The sequence below is a fragment of the Pseudomonas germanica genome, from assembly GCF_019614655.1.
In the GTDB taxonomy this organism is placed as follows: domain Bacteria; phylum Pseudomonadota; class Gammaproteobacteria; order Pseudomonadales; family Pseudomonadaceae; genus Aquipseudomonas; species Aquipseudomonas neuropathica.
The window spans coordinates 1,757,300-1,774,158 of sequence record NZ_CP071586.1 but is presented as its reverse complement, the minus strand read 5'-3'; the positions used below and the strand labels follow the sequence as shown (position 1 = coordinate 1,774,158).

Below are 16,859 nucleotides of genomic sequence, written 5' to 3'. Positions count from 1 at the left end.
TTGAGACCGCCTACGCAATGACCGATTTTCTCGATGTCGACGCCAGCCTCGAAGACTGGAACACCGTGCGCGCCGCGACCGATTTCAGCGGTTTGCTGGTGGGCAATGGCGCCAGCCGTGCGGTGTGGGACGACTTCGGCTACGACTCGCTGTTCGAAAACGCCCGCACCGTCGAAGAAAAACCGCTGAGCCCATCGGAACTGGCAGTGTTCGACGCGCTGCAAACACGCAGCTTCGAGCAGGTGCTCGGTGCGCTGAAAACCACCAGCCGGGTCAACAAGGCCCTGGCCGTCAGTTCGGCGGCGCCGCGCAACCGCTACTACGCGATCAAGGAAGCGCTGATCAACACCGTGCACGCGGTGCACATTCCGTGGCGACTGGTGAAGCCTTCGACGCTGGCGACGGTGAACGAAGAACTGGCGCGCTATCGCACCGTGTTCACCACCAATTACGACCTGCTCAACTACTGGGCGCTGCAACACAACAGCGCGGCCATTGACGATCTGTTCAACGGCGCCAGCGCGAGTTTTGATCTGAGCGAAACTGCCACCGACAAACCGCGCTTGTTGTACCTGCACGGCGGTCTGCATCTGGTGCGCAATCAGGACGGCACGGCGCGCAAGCTGACTTCAACCGAAGGCACGTTGCTTGGTAGTTTTGCGATCAACAACACGCTCAAGACGCTGGATGACGTGCCGCTGTTCGTCACCGAAGGGCCGAGCGCGGACAAGCTCAAGACCATTCGCAGTTCGGATTACCTGTCGTTCTGTTATGAGCAGTTGCTCGGGCATGGCGGCAGTTTGTGCATCTTTGGTCATGCCTTGGGTGAGCAGGATGCGCATATCGTTCGGGCGCTGCGGTTGGCGAAACCGAAGACTGTGGCGATCTCGATTTATCCGCGCAGTGCGGCGTTTGTGCAGCATCAGAAGCGGCATTACGCGCAGGTGTTTGAGGGGACCGGGGTTGAGTTGCGGTTTTTTGATGCCAAGAGCCATGCGCTCGGCAATCCGAAGTTGTCGGTGCCCGTCGAGGTTTGATGCAGGCCTGACTGACGCCTTCGCGAGCAGGCTCGCTCCCACATTTGGATCGCATTCCCCTGTGGGAGCGAGCCTGCTCGCGAAGCTTTTGGGGGCGCCTCAATCTTCGGCGCTGTGCACCACCACCAGCAACTGCGCCTGCACCTCCCCCACCGAGCGGATCCGGTGCGGCTTCTGCGCATTGAAGTGCAACGCATCGCCACGTTCCAGCAGCACCTTCTCGTTCATGAAATCCACTTCGACCTGCCCTTCGTGGACGAACAGAAACTCTTCGCCCAAATGCTCTTTGAACGTTTTGTCAGTGAACTCGCTCGGCGGATAGATGATGAACGGCAGCAGACTGCGCTCGCAGACCTGATGGGCCAACACGGCGTACCCGGGACTCTGGTCATTCGCCGCCAGTGACTGGCGCTCATGGCTGCGCACCAGGCTGTAGCTGTCGAGGCTGACGTTGTCTTCGGAGAACAATTCCTCGACTTTCACATTCAGCGCTTTCGCCAGTTTCAACGCAGCAGCAATCGACGGCGTGTTCAGCCCGCGCTCGACTTTGGACAGATAACTCTTGGTCATGCCGGATTTTTCGGCCAATGCCTCAAGGGTTACGCCAAGTTTTTTTCTCAATAATTTCAAACGGATAGACATGCGCAGCAGTTATTCCATGGAGGAAGCGACGATTTGTGCTTGCTAATGACACTTTGTGTCATATAGCATCTTTCGTGTCATTTGCTCTCACCCAAAGGACACAGACATGGCCAAGACATTAGCACTACCCAAAGACCAACTGGTCAAGCAAGCGCTGACCCAGATGCAAAAAAGCCTGGCGGATAATACGTGGACGGACCGGCAAAAGCTGGCCCTGACCTGCCGGATCCTCTTCGAGAACGGTCACGACTCCGGTCTGGCCGGACAAATTACCGCCCGTGGGCCGCAGCCCGGCACCTATTACACGCAGCAACTGGGGCTGGGTTTCGACGAAATCACCGCGAGCAATCTGCTGCTGGTCAACGAGGATCTGGAAGTCCTCGAAGGTCACGGCATGGCCAACCCGGCCAATCGTTTCCACAGCTGGGTGTACCGCGCCCGGCCGGATGTGAACTGCATCATCCACACCCACCCGACCCACGTCGCGGCGCTGTCGATGCTGGAGGTGCCGCTGCAGATTTCCCACATGGACCTGTGCCCACTGTACGACGACTGCGCGTTTCTCGAAGGCTGGCCGGGTGTGCCGGTGGGCAATGAAGAAGGTGAGCTGATTGCCGGCGCGCTGGGCGACAAACGCGCGATTGTGCTTTCGCACCACGGTCAACTGTCGACCGGTACGACGATTGAAGAAGCCTGTGTCATCGCCCAACTGATCGAGCGCGCGGCCAAGCTGCAACTGCTGGCGATGGCGGCCGGTACGATCAAGCCGATCATTCCCGAACTGGGTCGCGAAGCCCATGACTGGATCGCCAAGCCGAAACGCCACGCCGCTGCCTTCAACTATTACGCCCGGCAGAACCTGCGCCAACACGCCGATTGCCTGAACTGAAACCTGTTACGGAGAGATTCCTATGTCCACTATTCACGGCATCATCGGCTACACCATCACCCCGTTCGGCGCCAACGGCGAAGGGCTGGACATGCCAGCGCTCGGGCAATCGATCGATCGCCTGATCGACAGCGGCGTCCACGCCATCGCGCCGTTGGGCAGCACTGGCGAAGGCGCTTACCTGAGCGATGCGGAGTGGGATCAGGTTGCCGAGTTCAGCATCAAGCACGTCGCCAAACGGGTGCCAACCATCGTCAGCGTCTCTGACCTGACCACCGTCAAAGCCGTGCGCCGCGCACGTTTCGCCGAAGCCCACGGTGCCGATGTGGTGATGGTGCTGCCGGCTTCGTACTGGAAGCTCACCGAGGCGGAAATCTTCGCTCACTACCGCGCTATTGGCGAGCGCATCGGCGTGCCGATCATGCTCTACAACAACCCGGCCACCAGCGGCACTGACATGTCGGTGGAGCTGATTTTGCGCATCGTCAAAGGCGTGGAAAACGTGACCATGGTCAAGGAGAGCACCGGCGATATTCAGCGCATGCACAAGCTGCAATTGCTCGGCGAAGGTCAGGTGCCGTTCTACAACGGCTGCAATCCGCTGGCACTGGAAGCGTTTGCGGCCGGGGCGAAAGGCTGGTGCACAGCGGCGCCGAACCTGATCCCGCAGTTGAATCTGGACTTGTACGAGGCCGCCATGGCCGGTGATCTGGATCGCGCGCGGGATTTGTTTTACCGCCAGTTGCCGCTGCTGGATTTCATCTTGAAGGGTGGCTTGCCGGCGACGATCAAGGCAGGGTTGCGGCAGACCGGGCTTGAAGTGGGCGATCCGCGCTTGCCGGTCTTCCCGCTGAGTGAAGCGGGCCAGACCCAGCTGCAGACAATCCTGAAAACCCTGCGCTGATCCACTGACAACGCAAAAACCTGTGGGAGCTGGCTTGCCAGCGATGGCGGTGAATCATTCAACATCGATGCTGAATGAAATGGCCTCATCGCTGGCAAGCCAGCTCCCACAGGAATGGTGGTGGATTTGAAAATGGGTTCAGAGCACCGGCAAGGTCTTGTCCTTGATCACTTTGCTCGGCCCGTTCGTTTTAACGCTGGCAATGCCTTTATCGCACGCAGCATCCGATGAATACGCCTCGCTGTTACCGATGATCTGGTGATTGGCCGCTTTCAGATTGAAGTACGGATGGCCGTCCTTCGTTGACTTCTTCTCGTAGCGTTCATCCAGCGGGCTGTTGGTTTGCACCGCCGCGATGCCGCCGTCGGCCGCAGCGCGAGTGGTGTACAGCTCGCTGGTCAGAATCGTTTCGGCATTCGCCGCTTTCAACACGAACCTGAACTGACCGTTGCTGCTTTTACTGATTTCGTACCATCCGGACATGCTCGTTTCTCCTTGGCGATTGAGAGATTTCGCGCTTCAGAGTAAAGACCAGTCCTGATTATCTGTCGCCTGTACCGGCCCTATCGCTGGCAAGCCAGCACCCACAGAGGTCTGTTGTGTGCCCTATAACTGTGCCGCATCACAATACCTGTGGGAGCTGGCTTGCCAGCGATGGGGTCAACCCGGTCTGGCCTATTTCACCACCGCCCGCACCACCGACAACTCCGGCGCACCCACCCGCCGCTGACTCAGATAGCGCGTACAACTCACCCGCAGGAACGAGGCAAAATTCACCACTTCCCCGCGATAATCCATCACCTCTTCATACAGCTTGGTGATCAGCTGGTTGGTGGTCATGCCGTCGACCTCGGCGATTTCACTGAGGATGTCCCAGAACTGATTCTCCAGGCGCAACGTCGTCACCACGCCGCAGATGCGCAACGAGCGCGAGCGTGATTCGTAGAGAATAGGGTCAGCCTTGACGTAGAGCTCGCACATCGGCGGATCCTCGTTACAGGGTGATTTTGGTGCCGAGCAAACCAAGGAAACCGGCCAGCCAGTTCGGATGCGCCGGCCATGCCGGGGCTGTGGCCAGATTGCCTTGAACGTGGCCGTCCGTCACCGGGATATCGATGTACGTACCACCCGCCAGTCGCACTTCCGGCGCGCAGGCCGGATAGGCACTGCATTCGCGCCCTTCAAGCACGCCCGCCGCTGCCAGCAATTGCGCGCCGTGGCAGACCGCAGCAATCGGTTTGCCGGCCTTGTCGAAGGCGCGCACCAGGTCGAGGACTTTTTCGTTCAGACGCAGGTATTCCGGCGCCCGACCGCCGGGGATCAGCAGCGCGTCGTAATCGGCCTCGCTGACCTTGGCAAAGTCGAAGTTGAGGGCGAACAGGTGACCGGGCTTTTCGCTGTAAGTCTGATCGCCTTCGAAGTCATGGATCGCGGTGCGCACGGTTTTGCCGGCAGCCTTGTCCGGGCACACGGCGTGGACGGTGTGACCAACCATTTGCAGGGCCTGGAACGGCACCATCACTTCGTAATCTTCGACGTAATCGCCGACCAGCATCAGGATCTTTTTCGCGGCCATGGGGAGGACTCCTCTGGAGAATGCTTGGGAGTGTTCAAGGTAGACCTTATCCGCGAGGTCGGGTAACAACCGGCTACTACCGAGTTGACTCATCGCTGGCAAGCCAGCTCCCACAGGTTCTGAGGCGACCACCGATGTTGTGTTCAACTCGGACACTGTGGGAGCTGGCTTGCCAGCGATGCGATCTCAAACTGTACGGATAAGTCTGTGCCTAGCTGTAACAGCCCGAACTGCAAGGTTTATGGCTTTATGAAGGTCATTCCCTGCCACCTTCAATTCCGGTCCCCCATCATGTCCTCGCGCGAAAACACCGGCATGGCCCTCGGCCTGCTCGGCGTGGTGATTTTCAGCCTCACCCTGCCCTTCACCCGCATCGTGGTGCAGGAACTGCATCCGCTGCTCAACGGTTTGGGCCGCGCATTGTTCGCGGCGATTCCGGCGGCGCTGTTGCTTTTGTGGCGGCGCGAGAAATGGCCGACGTGGCAGCAAGTCAAAGGCCTGAGCCTGGTGATCGCCGGGGTGATTCTGGGTTTTCCGGTGTTGTCGGCGTGGGCCATGCAAACGTTGCCGGCGTCCCACGGTGCCTTGGTCAACGGACTGCAACCGCTGTGCGTGGCGCTGTATGCCGCGTGGTTGTCCCATGAGCGGCCGTCAAAAGCCTTCTGGGCCTGCGCAGCGTTGGGCAGTGCGTTGGTGCTCGGTTATGCGCTATACACCGGGGCCGGCAGCATTCAGGCGGGTGATCTGTTGATGCTCGGCGCGATTGCCGTCGGAGGACTGGGCTACGCCGAAGGTGGCCGGTTGGCCAAGGAGATGGGCGGCTGGCAGGTGATCTGCTGGGCGCTGGTGCTGTCGACGCCGTTGTTGATCGGGCCGGTGCTGTATCTGGCGCTGCAACATCAGGGCGCGGTGTCGGCCAAGGCCTGGTGGGCGTTCGGGTATGTGGCGCTGTTTTCGCAGTTTCTCGGATTTTTCGCGTGGTACGCAGGGCTGGCCATGGGCGGGATCGCCCGGGTCAGTCAGATCCAGTTGCTGCAGATCTTCTTCACCATCGCGTTTTCGGCGCTGTTCTTTGGCGAACATGTCGAGCCGATTACCTGGGTGTTTGCCTGTGGCGTGATTGCAACGGTCACGCTCGGGCGCAAAACCGCCGTGCGCCCTGCCCAACCTGCCACAGCCTGAACACATTCCCTTGTAGGAGCTGCCGCAGGCTGCGATCTTTTGATCTTGTTTTTTAAGATCAAAAGATCGCAGCCTGCGGCAGCTCCTATAGTGGTTTTATTTCAGATCTTGTCAGGTCAGGTAGCCGTCGGCGCGCAGGAGTGTTTCCAGGCAGTGCTCGCTGATGTGGTAGAAAGCCTTCAATTCTTCGATCTTCACCAACAACTGCGCCGGGTCCACCGGCTCGGCGCGCTTCACCGCCAGAATCATTTTGTTCTTGTTGGTGTGATCCAGCGAGATGAATTCGAAGACCTTGGTCTCGTAGCCGCAGGCTTCAAGGAACAGTGCGCGCAGACTGTCGGTGACCATTTCCGCTTGCTGACCGAGATGCAAACCGTATTGCAGCATCGGCTTGAGCAGCGCCGGGCTCTGGATCTGCAGGCGGATCTGTTTGTGGCAGCACGGCGAGCACAGGATGATCGACGCGCCGGAACGGATGCCGGTGTGGATCGCGTAATCGGTAGCGATGTCGCAGGCATGCAGGGCGATCATCACGTCCAGCTCGCTCGGCGCCACACTGCGCACGTCACCGCACTTGAACACCAGCCCCGGGTGATCGAGTTTCGCTGCAGCGGCGTTGCACAGGTTGACCATTTCCTCACGCAACTCGACGCCGGTGACCTCGCCTTCAGCCTTGAGCGTATTGCGCAGGTAATCGTGAATGGCGAACGTCAGATAGCCCTTGCCCGAACCGAAATCTGCCACCCGCACTGGTTTGTCCAGCGCCAGCGGCGACGAGGTCAGGGCATGGCTGAACACTTCGATGAACTTGTTGATCTGCTTCCACTTGCGTGACATCGCCGGGATCAGCTCATGCTGCGCGTTGGTCACGCCCAGGTCCTTGAGGAACGGTCGGCTCAGTTCGAGGAAGCGATTTTTCTCGCGGTTGTGCTCGGCAGACGGCGCTTCGCGCAATTGCTGAGGTTTGCTCTTGAACAGCGAACTCTTGCCCTTTTTGCTGTATTCGAGCTGGGCTTCATCAGTCACCGCGAGTAAATGGGCATTTTTGAACGAGGCCGGCAACAACTCGGCAATCGCCGTCACACCGTCAGCCAATGGCAGGTTTTTGGTGATGTCGCGGGTTTTGTAGCGATAGACGAACGACAGATTCGGCTGCGCCTTGACCGTCACCGGTTTGATGATGACTCGCTGCAGATCCACTTCTTCGCCGACGTATTTGGCCAGCACCAGTTTGATGAAGCCGTTCTGTTCGAGGCTGGTTTGCAGCAGCTCGATGAACTGGGCGTGGTGATCGGGCGCAGGCTTGATGGACGGGGCAGTAACGGACATGAAAAAGCGGCCTCGGACGGGCGAAATCGGGAATGGCGGGTATTTTAGGGGGGATGGGGGTTGGGGACACGCTCTTATTTACCGAACGGTTGGTTAAAGCGGCCCTCACCCTAGCCCTCTCCCAGAGGTAGAGGGGACTGATTGGGGGATATTGACGAGATACACCGACTTGAACGATTTGCCTTGAATCCATAATCGACACGGTTTTTCAGGTCGATGTCGAGCGCAAGACACCTCGGTCGGCCCCCTCTCCCTCCGGGAGAGGGCTGGGGTGAGGGTTTGTCTCACCCCAGCACAATCAACCGATTCGGCAACTCATTCCTCACCTGCGTCACCGGCACATGCACCTTCAGCAATTCCCCACACGCCTCGATACACGTCACAAATCCCTCCAGCGTGCGCCCCTGCCTGACCTGCTCGGTAAACGCCGCGACAATCGCATCCCAACTCTTGTTATCCAGCCGCTTGGAAATCCCCTCATCCACCAGAATCTCCACATACCGCTCCGCCTCGCAGACAAAAATCAGCATGCCGGTACTGCCCACGGTGTGGTGCAGGTTCTGCTCTAGAAACTGCCGCCGCGCCAGATTCGAGGCGCGCCAGTGGCGCACGCGACGCGGGATCAAATGAGTGGTGATTTTCGGCAAACGAAACAGCAGACACAGCACGATAAACGCGCCCCACTGCACCAACAGCAGACTGCGCAGGGTCAGCCAGCCGGTCAGATAGTGCACGACGCCCGGCACCACCAGTGCCAAGAGGCTCGCCCACAGCAGCGGGATGTACGCGTAGTCATCGGCGCGCGCGGCTAGCACCGTCACCAGTTCGGCGTCGGTGTCGCGCTCGACCCGGGCAATCGCCTCGGCGACTTTGCGTTGTTCGTGTTCGGTCAGTAGTGCCATGTTGAAAAGTGCCTGCTCATTATTCTTCTGATATCACCAGCCGCCGGACGAACCACCGCCGCCGAAACTGCCCCCGCCGCCGCTGAAGCCTCCACCTCCACCGCCGCCGCCAAAACCACCACCGCCAAAGCCGCCCCCTCCTCCTGAGCCGCCCCGGCCGGCAGGCAGGATACCGAGCATCTGGCAGACAAACACCGTCAGGATGAACAACATCACCAAAAACACAAACAATGCCGGATGCCGCGAGATGAAATCATCGGACGGATCACCGGTGGATTCATACACCGTCGACGGTTCATCGAGCGGATTGCCACCCAGCACCACCAGCATCGCCGCCACGCCGTCGCTGATGCCTTTGCTGAAATTGCCGCTCTTGAACGCGGGCGTGATGACTTGATGGATGATCACTGAAGTCTGCGCATCGGTCAGCCGATCCTCCAGGCCATAACCGACTTCGATGCGCAGTTTGCGCTCGTCACGGGCAACGATCAGCAGCGCGCCGTTGTTCTTGTCCTTTTGACCAATTGCCCAGTGACGCCCGAGTTGAACGCCAAAGTCCTCGATGGTCGTACCTTGCAGATCCGGCAGCGTGACCACGACCAACTGCTCGCCGGTCGCCTGTTCGTGGGCCTGCAACTGCTGGGTCAGTTGCGTGCGCACCGACGGCTCGAGCATCTGCGCTTCGTCCACCACCCGCCCGCTCAGCGCCGGGAACGTCAACTCGGCCTGGGCGCTGACGGCGAACAGCCACAGCATCAGCACCAGACCCATTTTCAACACGCGCATGGACAACCTCGAATCAGAATTTCACTTCCGGGGCCTTTTCCGCGCCGGGCGTGGTGGCTTCGAAGGTTTCGCGGATCGGCAGATCGCTGTACATCACGCTGTGCCAGAGGCGACCGGGGAAGGTGCGGATCTCGGTGTTGTATTTCTGCACCGCCAGAATGAAATCGCGGCGAGCCACCGCAATGCGGTTTTCCGTGCCTTCCAGCTGCGATTGCAGGGCGAGGAAGTTCTGGTTGGCTTTCAGATCCGGATAGCGCTCGGACACCACCATCAGGCGGCTCAATGCGCCGGTCAGTTGGTCCTGCGCCTGCTGGAATTGCTTGAGTTTCTCGGGATTGTCGAGGGTGCTGGCGTCGACCTGAATCGAGGTCGCTTTCGCCCGCGCCTCAATCACTGCCGTGAGGGTTTCCTCTTCATGCTTGGCATAACCCTTCACCGTTTCCACCAGGTTGGGGATCAGGTCGGCGCGGCGCTGGTACTGGTTCTGCACCTGGCCCCACGCAGCTTTGGCCTGTTCGTCGAGGGTCGGGATATTGTTGATTCCGCACGCGGTCAACAGCGTGGCCAGCACCAGCAGTGTGGCGACCTGCAAACGCGAGCGATTGGTTGGGCTTACATTCATCGCAGTGATGCTCCTTGGCACATATCATTATAAAAACCGAGCGCGAAACATTCTCAGCGGGCTGTTGGGGCATAATCGGCCGCGTCGCTGGATTACGACGGGGCAATGGGCTAAAAAGTGCCCTGCGTGATCATGCGGCCAAGTGTCGGCTGCCGTTTTTTGGCTCTGTTTCTTTGAGCCTGTACCCGAACAACAATAGTCGCTCCCTAAATTTTGGCTGGCCGGCGTTGCATTGCCGCATGGGCCCTTGAGAAAACTATTCATGAAGAAGCTGTGTTTGCTGGGTCTGTTCGTCAGCCTGGCCAGTCATCAAGTATTGGCCGCTACGACCCCGGTACCTCTGGAAAACAAGGACGCGTTCATCAGCAACCTGATGAAGCAAATGACCCTCGACGAGAAGATTGGCCAGTTGCGCCTGATCAGCATCGGCCCGGAAATGCCCCGTGAGCTGATCCGCAAGGAGATTGCCGGTGGCAACATCGGCGGCACGTTCAACTCGATCACCCGCGCGGAAAACCGTCCGATGCAGGACGCCGCCATGCGCAGCCGCCTGAAGATTCCGATGTTTTTCGCGTACGACGTGATCCACGGTCACCGTACGATTTTCCCGATTCCACTGGCCCTCGCTTCGAGCTGGGACATGGACGCCATCGGTCAGTCCGGGCGCGTTGCTGCTAAAGAAGCCGCTGCCGACAGCCTCGACATCACCTTCGCGCCGATGGTCGACATCTCCCGCGACCCGCGCTGGGGCCGCAGCTCCGAAGGCTTCGGTGAAGACACCTACCTGACTTCACGCATTGCCGGCGTCATGGTGCGCGCCTATCAGGGGGCCACCCCGAGCGCGGCCGACAGCATCATGGCCAGCGTCAAGCACTTCGCCCTGTACGGCGCGGTCGAGGGCGGTCGCGACTACAATACTGTCGACATGAGCCCGGTGAAGATGTACCAGGACTACCTGCCACCGTACCGCGCCGCGATCGATGCCGGCGCTGGCGGTGTGATGGTCGCGTTGAACTCGATCAACGGCATTCCGGCCACCGCCAACACCTGGCTGATGAATGATCTGCTGCGCAAAGACTGGGGCTTCAAGGGCCTGGCGGTCAGCGACCACGGCGCGATTTTCGAACTGATCAAGCACGGCGTGGCCCGCGACGGTCGTGAAGCGGCGAAGCTGGCGATCAAGGCCGGTATCGACATGAGCATGAACGACACCCTATACGGCAAAGAGCTGCCGGGACTGCTCAAGTCCGGCGAGATCGAACAGAAAGACATCGACAACGCCGTACGCGAAGTGCTCGCGGCCAAGTACGACATGGGCCTGTTCAAAGACCCGTACCTGCGCATCGGCAAGGCTGAAGATGATCCGGCCGACACCTACGCCGAAAGCCGCCTGCACCGCGCCGAGGCCCGTGAAGTGGCGCGTCGCAGTCTGGTGCTGCTGAAGAACCAGAACGAAACCCTGCCGCTGAAGAAAGACGCAAAAGTCATGCTGGTCGGCCCATTGGCCAAAGCACCGATCGACATGATGGGCAGCTGGGCCGCCGCCGGGCGCCCTGCGCAATCGGTCACGCTGTTCGATGGCATGAGTTCGGTGATCGACAACAAGTCAAACCTGATCTACGCCCGTGGCGCCAACATCACCAGCGACAAGAAGGTGCTCGACTACCTGAACTTCCTCAACTTCGATGCGCCGGAAGTGGTCGATGACCAGCGCCCGGCCAACGTGCTGATCGACGAAGCGGTAAAAGCCGCCAAGGACGCTGACGTGATCGTTGCGGCTGTGGGCGAATCCCGTGGCATGTCTCATGAATCCTCCAGCCGCACCGACCTGAACATCCCGGAAAACCAACGTGAGCTGATCCGCGCGCTGAAAGCCACCGGCAAACCGCTGGTGCTGGTGCTGATGAACGGCCGCCCACTGACCATTCTCGAAGAGAACCAGTCTGCTGACGCGATTCTGGAAACCTGGTTCAGCGGCACCGAGGGCGGCAACGCCATCGCCGACGTGCTGTTCGGCGACTACAACCCGTCGGGCAAACTGCCGGTGACCTTCCCGCGCTCCGTGGGCCAGATCCCGACTTACTACAACCACCTGAGCATTGGCCGGCCGTTCACGCCGGGCAAACCGGGCAACTACACCTCGCAGTATTTCGATGACACGACCGGGCCGCTGTTCCCGTTCGGTTATGGCCTGAGCTACACCCAATTCGCCCTCAGTGACATGGCGCTGTCGTCGACCACCCTGAACGCCACCGGCAAACTCGACGCCAGCGTCATGGTCAAGAACACCGGCAAGCGTGACGGCGAAACCGTGGTGCAGTTGTACATTCAGGACGTCACCGGCTCGATGATCCGCCCGGTGAAAGAACTGAAGAACTTCCAGAAAATCATGCTCAAGGCCGGCGAACAGAAAGTCGTGCACTTCACCATCAGCGAGGATGACCTGAAGTTCTACAACGCCCAGCTCAAGTACGCGGCGGAGCCTGGCAAGTTCAACGTGCAGATCGGCCTGGATTCCCAGGACGTGACGCAGCAGAGCTTTGAATTGCTGTAACCGGTTTTTGCTCGGCTGATCGTTCCCACGCTCCGCGTGGGAACGATCATCAGGTGAGCGGTTATCCGCGGCGGTCGAGGATGTTGACCACCACCCGATCCACCCAGCCCCACACCCGCTGCTTCACCCGTCGCCACAACGGCCGGCGCTGCCATTCCTCCAGACTCACCTGCTGACTCAGCCCGAAGTCCTTCACAAAACTCGCCTCTACCGCTGCCGTCAACGACGGATCCAGCGTCTCCAGATTCGCCTCCAGATTGAAGCGCAGGTTCCAGTGATCAAAGTTGCACGAACCGATGCTCACCCAATCGTCCACCAGCACCATTTTCAAGTGCAGGAAACACGGCTGGTATTCGAAGATCTGCACCCCGGCCTTGAGCAGGCGCGGGTAGTAACGATGCCCGGCGTAACGCACCGAAGGGTGATCGGTGCGCGGCCCGGTCAGCAGTAGGCGCACATCGACTCCGCGTGCAGCAGCCTTGCGCAGGGAGCGGCGGATTTTCCAGGTCGGCAGGAAGTACGGTGTGGCCATCCAGATGCGTTTTTGCCCGCTGTTCAAAGCGCGGAACAGCGATTGCAAAATGTCGCGATGCTGGCGGGCGTCGGCATACGCCACTCGGCCCATGCCCTCGCCCTTGTCCGGCACCCGTGGTAATCGCGGCAAGCCGAAATGCGCGGCCGGGCGCCAGGCGCGGCGATAGCGGTTGGCGATCCACTGACGATCAAAGAGCAATTGCCAGTCGATCACCAGCGGGCCGCGGATCTCGACCATCACTTCGTGCCACTCGCTGGTGTCGTGCCCCGGTGTCCAGAACTCATCAGTGACTCCGGTGCCGCCGACCACTGCCAGACGCTGATCGACCAACAGCAACTTGCGATGATCACGATAGAAATTGCCGACCCAGCGCCGCCAATTCAGCCGATTGTAGAAACGCAGTTCAACCCCGGCATGGGTCAGGCGCTGACGCAGATTGAGGGTGAACGCGAGGCTGCCGTAATCATCGAACAGGCAGCGCACGCGCACACCACGCTCGGCGGCCAGCACCAACGCTTGCACGATGGTTTCGGCACAGGCGCCGGCCTCGACCAGATACAACTCCAGTTCGATCTGCTCCTGCGCGCCAGCAATCTGCTCAAGCATGCGCGGAAAGAATTGCGGGCCATCGATCAACAGCTCGAAGCGGTTGCCATCGCGCCACGGGAACACCGCGCCGCGCATGTCAGCGCGCCGTGAAAATCAGCACCGCACCCACCGGCACCGACAGACTGATCGCCGACAGGTCGGCGAGTTTGCGCAGGCTTTCCAGCCCCGGCACCAGATCGAAATCCTCGGCGTTGATCACCAGCGGCTCCAGGGTGACCACTTGAAAACGCCGGTCATCGAGGCGCGTCGCCAGCAGCTCAGCGGGGTATTCGTGTTGCTTGCCGTGCAGGTTGACGGTCAGCGGCAGACGCAATTCCAGCTGCGCACCGGGGGCCAGATCGTTGATTGGGCGCAGGTCGATCTGGGTGGTGATGGTCGCTTCGGGGAATTGCTCGATCTGGAACAGCTCCTTGCGCATGCGCTCGTCACGCAGCGGGATGCCACTGTTGATCGAATCCAGCTCGACTTCGACTTCGGCGCGACCGTTGGGGTCGACCTTGCCGTGCAACACCAGAAAGCGCTGCACCTCGGAAATATGGGTGTTTTTCGTGTTGACAAAAGACAGCCGCGACGACTCGCCGTCCAGATACCAATTGGCCTGCGCCGGCAACGCGACGGTGGCGAGCAGCAGACTGGACAGGGTTGCACAGAGAGAGCGGTTGAACATTGAACACTCGTAGGGCCGATAAACCTGCACGAACCTTAACCGCCCACGCTGTTATTGCAAACTGAAGATCACACCCGGTGGGAGCGAGCCTGCTCGCGAAGACGTCATCTGCCTCAACAGAGAAGGTGCGCCTGCTATTGCATTCGCGAGCAGGCTCGCTCCCACAAAAAAACAATCGGGTGTTTCAGGGATTCAGGCGACAGCCTTGCCGTTCGCTTTGCCACTGGGCGCGGTTGCTGCGGCCCATGCCGCTGACCGTGATGGTTTTGTTCGCGCTGTCATCCGTGAATTGGCTGGTCGGCAGCCATTGTTTTACATAGCCACGGCAGTACTCGGCATCATTGTTCATCACATAACGACAGGAACAATATTCCTTGGCGGTGTAGGCGCTGATGATGTCGGGGAAGGCCCACAGATTTTCGCGCTCGTAGCCGACCCAGCCGAGCAGCAGAACAAGCATTAACAGGAATAAGCGCTTCATGGGCGCACCGCCTTCAGCACACGCTTAAGCAACTCGTTGTGACGGTAGCTGCCGTCGCGATCATCGCCATATCGCACGATCACCAGTTTCTCGCTGGGGATCACGTAAAGCGCCTGGCCCCAGTGGCCGAGGGCCGCGAAGGTGTCGAGCGGTGCATCGGGCCACGGTGACAAGGCGCCATCGGCCGGGCGATTGAGCCACCATTGACCGCCGGGCACCGCTTCGTCCTGATGAGCCTTGTAGCCGGCGAAGGGCTGCCGATTGAAGTCGACCCACTCCTTGGGCAGCAATTGCCGATCGTTCCAGCGCCCGTCACGGGCCATCAACAGACCGACGCGCGCCAGATCCCTCGCTGTCAGGTAAGCATAAGACGACGCGACAAACGTGCCGTTGGCATCAGTCTCCCAAACGGCGTGGCGGATGCCCAACGGTTCGAACAACGCCGTCCACGGATAATCAGGATAACGCTGCGGGCCGACGATATTTTTCAACGCCGCCGCGAGCAGGTTGCTGTCGCCGCTGGAATAACGGAAGGCCTGCCCCGGTTCGGCGTAAGCATCGTGATCGGCGGTGAACGCGGCCATGTCGCGATGGCCCCGGGTGTAGAGCATCGCCACCACCGAGGATTTCAGTGGCGCGTATTCGTAGTCTTCCTGCCAGTCGATACCGGAGGCCCAGTGCAACAGATCGGCGATTTTGATGGCCGGGTGTTGTTCCAGCGGCGGGTAAAACTGCACGACCGGGGCTTCGAGTTTGAACAGGCCTTCGCCATACGCCATACCGAGGACGGTGGCCATCAGACTTTTGCTGATTGACCAAGTCAGATGCGGGGTTTGTTCGGTGGTCGGGCCGGCGTAACGTTCGTAGAGGATCTGGCCGTCGTGGATGATCAGCAGGGCATCGGTGCGGATGCCTTTGCGGGTTGTGTCGTCGCGGGGTGGGAAGGCGTAATTATCCAGCGCTCCGGTATCGGTGATCGTCGTGCCGATTGGCCATTCTTCACCCGGCCATTGTTCGGCGTGAACGGTGAAGCTGATCAGTAGCAGAAACAGCGACAGGCCTTTGCGCATGGTGAGGGCTCTTGGGGAGAACCTGCTGAGATTAGTCGGGACTCATGACAAATTTGAGATTTTGCTTTTCCATGAAATCGCCATCGCTGGCAAGCCAGCTCCCACAGGGTTCTTGAGTGGATACAAATTTTGTGAACACCTGTGAAACCTGTGGGAGCTGGCTTGCCAGCGATGGGGCCAGTCAGGACACCACCAGTGCCTTGGCCAACCGCTTGGCCCGAGCGCCGGAGGCCAACTGCATCACCCCCCGATCCCGCTGCCACATCTGCGCCCATTCTGCCGGCCCGTAAGTCAACGCCTGACTCACCTCCCCCTCCAGCGCTTCAAACTGCGCAAACAACCCGCCCAACAACACATGCCCGGCCGGATTGTTCGGCGGTTGCCGACTCGCCTCCGCACACCCGGCCAACAGCGCCAGCAAGCGCAATTGCAGCGCCTGCGGCCAGTCACTGTCCTGGCCGACGCCATATAGCCACGCGGTCATCGCGCTCAGCACATAAACGTCCTCCAGGGTGCGGAACGGTTTGACGTAAGCGTCCCAACCATCGCCGGCCAACAACTCGCACAACGCGTTATCAAGCTGCAGCCGACCATGGCTGATGTCAGGCATCAACGGCAGCGCCGGCAGCTTCTCCACGGTCACGCCGGGTTCGCCGGGATACACCACCGCCAGACTCAGGCGCGGCGTTTCACCGGATTCTTCACTGCGCGCGGCGATCAGCAACCAGTCCGCCGCATCGCCGGCGGTGACAAAATCCTTGCGTCCGCTCAGACGTAAATCGGCAAGCCGCGTGTGCATGTCCGCCGGACGCAAACTGCGCTGTTCGGTCGCACACAATGCACCGAGGCTCAGCGGTGCACTCGGCCACAACATGCGCAATGCCGCCTGGTAACCGACCAGAAACGCCAGCCCCGGCGTCGCCATCCGCCGCCCGCCCGCGACCGCCAATTCGAACGGGGTGACGTTGCCCAGTTGCTGCAACAACGTCGCAAAACCCTCGGCCAGGTCAGCAACGGCGGGCAATCGTTCACGGCGGTGCAGCAAATCTGGCCAGGGCATAAGAGGCTCCTTGT

The 16,859-nt window shown here is 60.1% G+C and carries 18 protein-coding genes; 5 read left to right on the top strand and 13 right to left on the bottom strand.

Going from position 1 to position 16,859, the window contains the following annotated elements:
- The first annotated feature begins 17 nt into the window (after window positions 1-17).
- The gene (locus tag J0G10_RS07845; RefSeq protein ID WP_095049181.1) at window positions 18-1,037 is read left to right on the top strand and encodes a DUF4917 family protein; all 1,020 of its coding nucleotides are present in this window, start codon (window positions 18-20) and stop codon (window positions 1,035-1,037) included.
- A gap of 99 nt (window positions 1,038-1,136) precedes the next feature.
- On the opposite strand, the gene J0G10_RS07840 is transcribed toward J0G10_RS07845, so the two are convergent.
- Window positions 1,137-1,679 carry a helix-turn-helix domain-containing protein gene (locus J0G10_RS07840; protein ID WP_220558254.1) on the bottom strand — a complete coding sequence of 181 codons (543 nt, stop codon included), beginning with the start codon at window positions 1,677-1,679 and terminating at the stop codon, window positions 1,137-1,139.
- A gap of 106 nt (window positions 1,680-1,785) precedes the next feature.
- On the opposite strand from J0G10_RS07840, the gene J0G10_RS07835 reads away from it, so the two are divergent.
- Window positions 1,786-2,568 carry an aldolase gene (locus tag J0G10_RS07835; protein ID WP_077571483.1) on the top strand — a complete coding sequence of 261 codons (783 nt, stop codon included), beginning with the start codon at window positions 1,786-1,788 and terminating at the stop codon, window positions 2,566-2,568.
- Window positions 2,569-2,590: 22 nt separating this feature from the next.
- A complete protein-coding gene (locus J0G10_RS07830; protein WP_095049179.1) occupies window positions 2,591-3,472 on the top strand; it encodes a dihydrodipicolinate synthase family protein in 882 nt (293 codons plus the stop codon).
- 138 nt (window positions 3,473-3,610) lie between these two features.
- On the opposite strand, the gene J0G10_RS07825 is transcribed toward J0G10_RS07830, so the two are convergent.
- The 3 genes from J0G10_RS07825 to J0G10_RS07815 form a co-directional block, all read right to left on the bottom strand.
- Window positions 3,611-3,955, bottom strand: coding sequence for a YegP family protein (locus tag J0G10_RS07825; protein ID WP_095049178.1), 345 nt, complete (start codon window positions 3,953-3,955; stop codon window positions 3,611-3,613).
- A gap of 192 nt (window positions 3,956-4,147) precedes the next feature.
- On the bottom strand, window positions 4,148-4,453 hold the full coding sequence (locus J0G10_RS07820; RefSeq protein WP_095049177.1) for a ribbon-helix-helix domain-containing protein: 306 nt from the start codon (window positions 4,451-4,453) through the stop codon (window positions 4,148-4,150).
- Between the two features lie 13 nt (window positions 4,454-4,466).
- Window positions 4,467-5,048 (bottom strand): DJ-1/PfpI family protein, encoded by a 582-nt coding sequence (locus J0G10_RS07815; RefSeq protein WP_095049176.1) that lies wholly within the window; start codon window positions 5,046-5,048, stop codon window positions 4,467-4,469.
- Between the two features lie 291 nt (window positions 5,049-5,339).
- Between J0G10_RS07815 and J0G10_RS07810 the strand changes: the two genes are divergently transcribed.
- Window positions 5,340-6,230 carry a DMT family transporter gene (locus J0G10_RS07810; RefSeq protein ID WP_220558253.1) on the top strand — a complete coding sequence of 297 codons (891 nt, stop codon included), beginning with the start codon at window positions 5,340-5,342 and terminating at the stop codon, window positions 6,228-6,230.
- Window positions 6,231-6,341: 111 nt separating this feature from the next.
- On the opposite strand, the gene J0G10_RS07805 is transcribed toward J0G10_RS07810, so the two are convergent.
- The 4 genes from J0G10_RS07805 to J0G10_RS07790 form a co-directional block, all read right to left on the bottom strand.
- On the bottom strand, window positions 6,342-7,559 hold the full coding sequence (locus J0G10_RS07805) for a class I SAM-dependent methyltransferase (RefSeq protein ID WP_220558252.1): 1,218 nt from the start codon (window positions 7,557-7,559) through the stop codon (window positions 6,342-6,344).
- Between the two features lie 284 nt (window positions 7,560-7,843).
- Complete coding sequence (locus J0G10_RS07800; RefSeq protein WP_038358258.1) at window positions 7,844-8,461, bottom strand: TPM domain-containing protein; 618 nt, start codon at window positions 8,459-8,461, stop codon at window positions 7,844-7,846.
- A 33-nt stretch (window positions 8,462-8,494) separates the two neighbouring features.
- Window positions 8,495-9,247: a TPM domain-containing protein gene (locus J0G10_RS07795; RefSeq protein WP_220558251.1), complete on the bottom strand. Its 753-nt coding sequence runs from the start codon at window positions 9,245-9,247 to the stop codon at window positions 8,495-8,497.
- A gap of 13 nt (window positions 9,248-9,260) precedes the next feature.
- The gene (locus J0G10_RS07790; protein WP_093438567.1) at window positions 9,261-9,869 is read right to left on the bottom strand and encodes a LemA family protein; all 609 of its coding nucleotides are present in this window, start codon (window positions 9,867-9,869) and stop codon (window positions 9,261-9,263) included.
- A 262-nt stretch (window positions 9,870-10,131) separates the two neighbouring features.
- Between J0G10_RS07790 and bglX the strand changes: the two genes are divergently transcribed.
- Window positions 10,132-12,423, top strand: a complete 2,292-nt coding sequence (gene bglX / locus J0G10_RS07785) for a beta-glucosidase BglX (protein WP_220558250.1) — start codon at window positions 10,132-10,134, stop codon at window positions 12,421-12,423.
- A 61-nt stretch (window positions 12,424-12,484) separates the two neighbouring features.
- On the opposite strand, the gene J0G10_RS07780 is transcribed toward bglX, so the two are convergent.
- From J0G10_RS07780 to J0G10_RS07760, 5 genes are all read right to left on the bottom strand, one after another.
- Window positions 12,485-13,642: a phospholipase D-like domain-containing protein gene (locus J0G10_RS07780; protein ID WP_220558249.1), complete on the bottom strand. Its 1,158-nt coding sequence runs from the start codon at window positions 13,640-13,642 to the stop codon at window positions 12,485-12,487.
- A 1-nt stretch (window position 13,643) separates the two neighbouring features.
- The gene (locus tag J0G10_RS07775; protein WP_220558248.1) at window positions 13,644-14,234 is read right to left on the bottom strand and encodes a YceI family protein; all 591 of its coding nucleotides are present in this window, start codon (window positions 14,232-14,234) and stop codon (window positions 13,644-13,646) included.
- Between the two features lie 184 nt (window positions 14,235-14,418).
- Window positions 14,419-14,715 (bottom strand): amidase, encoded by a 297-nt coding sequence (locus tag J0G10_RS07770; protein WP_220558247.1) that lies wholly within the window; start codon window positions 14,713-14,715, stop codon window positions 14,419-14,421.
- Entirely contained in the window at window positions 14,712-15,785 is a 1,074-nt protein-coding gene (locus tag J0G10_RS07765) for a serine hydrolase domain-containing protein (RefSeq protein ID WP_095049166.1), read from the bottom strand. The genes J0G10_RS07770 and J0G10_RS07765 overlap by 4 nt, the downstream gene beginning before the upstream one ends.
- Before the next feature lie 181 nt (window positions 15,786-15,966).
- Window positions 15,967-16,845 (bottom strand): acyl-CoA dehydrogenase middle domain-containing protein, encoded by an 879-nt coding sequence (locus J0G10_RS07760; RefSeq protein ID WP_220558246.1) that lies wholly within the window; start codon window positions 16,843-16,845, stop codon window positions 15,967-15,969.
- Window positions 16,846-16,859: the final 14 nt, after the last annotated feature.